Below are 2,358 nucleotides of genomic sequence, written 5' to 3' on the forward strand. Positions count from 1 at the left end.
TAAAGAAGGTTTGCTATGCAACCTATTGATGCGTCAATCATTTGTAACAGGGGAAATCATGGTCGCCATTTACGCTTTAGAAGCACCGGACGCTTATACTGAAGCCATCGAGGACCTTACCCAACGCCTTCTGAACGCGCAACCACGGATTGTTTCATTCCAATGGTTGAAGAAAAATGGGGGTACCGAACGGTCGTATGACAATGATGTCTATCTCATTCACGGTCGTGACTATATCAACGACGAACTACAAGGTTTTAAATTCCGTATTTGGCCAGATACTTTCTTCCAAGTAAATCCTGTCCAAGCCGATAAGATGGTAGAAACTGCGATTGACATGGCTCAGGTTAAAGAGGACATGAAAGTTTTAGACCTATTTTGTGGTATCGGGACTTTTTCACTACCATTAGCAGCAGCTTCTAAATCGTTGGCAGGGATTGAAATTGTAGAGAACTCAATCAACTCAGCTAAACGAAATGCATCAGATAACAACCTAGATAATACTTTCTTTATGGCCTCAGATGCCAGAGCAGGATTGCGGGTTTTACCAGATGTTTGGGGACAACCAGACCTACTATTATTAGATCCACCACGTAACGGGGCGGGCGGTAAAGTCATGCGTGCCATCGGTCGATTCGGCACCGACCGCATTGTCTACGTGTCATGCGGACCGAAAAGTTTAGCAGCCGACCTAGTTTGGTTACTCGACTTTGGCTACGAAGTCGTAGAAGTGCAACCAATCGACCAATTCCCTCATACCGCACATTTAGAAAACATCGTGTTATTAAAGAAAAAAGAATTAAAAGATTAATTAAAACATGGAGCCTCTAGCTTCAACTCTATTTAGTAACTTTTGTTGATTAATAGATAAGCCTGTGGCTTTAAGGTAATTCAAGAATACATTCAATAGTTACAGAATGTAAATATATGCTAATTATGATGAGTAATTTCTCAATGTAGTCAAATTAATAACCAATACAAAAAGATAGTGAATGTTAACTTAAACAGACACTATCTTTTTGCGTGTATAAATATTTTTTAAAAATCAAGTGATTAGATTATAAGTCAGCCATTTCGTCTCGTGTAGCGATGTCACGGGCGTCAACAAATTCGTAACCTTTGACTTGGATACCGTCTAGTATGGCCGGCATAGCTTCGTTGGTCCAAGTTAAGTCGTGCATTAATAAATTAGCGCCTAGGGATAAGAATTCAGTGTTCACCATGACATCTGCTAGCGTTGCTGGGTCTGAATAGTTTTCGTCCCAATCAAAACCGTACGACCAGTTCATCGCCACCATGTTTTCTTCTTCTAAAATCTCCTCTAATTCTGGGATTTCAATACCGTGTGGTGGACGGAAAAATTGTGGGCGATAACCAATAACTTCTTCAATAATATCTTGGTTACCAATAATTTCGTGACGCAAGGTTTCTTCGTCAGGTACTTGGTCAAGACTATAATGCGTAAGCGTGTGGTTACCAATCACATGACCCATGTCGGCAATCTCTTTTAATGCTTGTCGGCCTTCTTCGCCATCTTCCCCTTGTAAGTACATACCGTTGACGAAGAAAATCCCGTAAATACCGCGATTGGCCATAGCTTGTGCTTCCTCTACTGACGACGTTAGTGTTTCGGGTAACTTCCTTGGTACATCATCGACAGTGGCGAGTACAACATTAGGGTTCGCATCCTCATTAGCCGGCAATACACTTGAAGTCTCAGGATCGATATAGTAGTTAGCTACTTGATTATCTGTTTCTTCATTAGTATCCGCATCTTGGTCAATGCTTTCCGCATCCTCACTACCATTATTAGTGGACGCCTCTGAAGATTCACTAGAAGTACTTTGTTCTTGGGACCCATCGCCATTCTCTTGTTCATTTCCAGCACAACCAGCTAAAAGCAAACCTGTTAATAATAGAACGGGTAATCTTTTCAACATGTCCTATTCCTCCCTATAACATATAATATATATATTTATCATACACTAATATATAAAAGATTACGGAAAAAAATCATTCAAATTTCAGAAAAACAATCACGCAAATGAAAAAATAGTGATCGCTGACTTGGCAATCACTATCTTTTTGGCAATATTAGTGGAGATTCTCCTCAGTAAAGCAACATAGCAAACTAAAATAAAATACAGCTAAAACAATTATTCCCCTTGAGCTTGAATGACTGCTTTGATGCCACCTTCGATGACATGTGTTTTGTTGTAGCCATGTGATGTTAAGTAGGCGTCGCCTGCTGTGGCGCGGCCGCCTGATCCACAGAGTAGGTAAATATCTTTGTCGCTATCAATTTTTTCTAAGTTATCCGCTAGCTTTTCTAGTGGGATATTGACCAAGTTTTTCTCC

At 40.4% G+C, this 2,358-nt stretch carries 3 protein-coding genes; 1 reads left to right on the forward strand and 2 read right to left on the reverse strand.

All coding sequences use genetic code 11. The features are described from left to right. On the forward strand, positions 1-811 hold an 811-nt coding region (gene rlmD / locus ACRCJ0_RS12115; RefSeq protein ID WP_431390580.1), incomplete at its 5' end, for a 23S rRNA (uracil(1939)-C(5))-methyltransferase RlmD. Between the two features lie 247 nt (positions 812-1,058). Here the strand turns inward: rlmD and ACRCJ0_RS12120 are convergent. Together ACRCJ0_RS12120 and ACRCJ0_RS12125 are read right to left on the reverse strand one after the other, a co-directional pair. Then, complete coding sequence (locus ACRCJ0_RS12120) at positions 1,059-1,940, reverse strand: polysaccharide deacetylase family protein (RefSeq protein WP_431390581.1); 882 nt, start codon at positions 1,938-1,940, stop codon at positions 1,059-1,061. Between the two features lie 216 nt (positions 1,941-2,156). Further along, positions 2,157-2,358: rhodanese-like domain-containing protein (locus ACRCJ0_RS12125; RefSeq protein WP_431390582.1), on the reverse strand; the 202-nt coding region annotated here is incomplete at its 5' end.

Source organism: Aerococcus sp. L_32 (assembly GCF_050689315.1).

What these genes read in the sequence shown, in the direction of transcription:
- ACRCJ0_RS12120 (WP_431390581.1), bottom strand. Translation starts at nt 1,940, where the DNA reads ATGTTGAAAAGATTACCCGTTCTATTATTAACAGGTTTGCTTTTAGCT.